The organism is Bradyrhizobium campsiandrae (assembly GCF_014529705.1).
GTDB lineage: Bacteria > Pseudomonadota > Alphaproteobacteria > Rhizobiales > Xanthobacteraceae > Bradyrhizobium > Bradyrhizobium campsiandrae.
Genome location: NZ_JAANIH010000359.1, coordinates 1 through 246 on the forward strand (window position 1 = coordinate 1; position 246 = coordinate 246).

The 246-nt window shown below is 61.4% G+C and carries 1 pseudogene; it reads right to left on the reverse strand.

Annotated elements, in window-relative coordinates:
* Positions 1-115: 115 nt before the first annotated feature.
* Positions 116-246: pseudogene (locus G8O24_RS43405) on the reverse strand (DUF736 family protein); the annotation flags it as partial.

A 246-nucleotide genomic window follows, 5' to 3' on the forward strand; every position in this document is an offset into this window, starting at 1 on the left:
CGAGCGAGGCGCCGCGGCTTCTCTCCACGGGATTATGCGGAGTGTCGCCGCCACAAAAGCCCTTGAAAACCGCGGCCACCAGCCAACGACTCCGCATAATCCCGCGCTACGCATAATCGACGTTGCCCGAGTAGATGCGGAAGTGCGGTCCCTTGTCGGAAGGGTTCTCGACACGGATCAGCTTGGCCTTGACGTTGAGGTTGAGCGTCTTGATGGCGCCGGAGAAGCCATTGCCCGTGGAGGTGA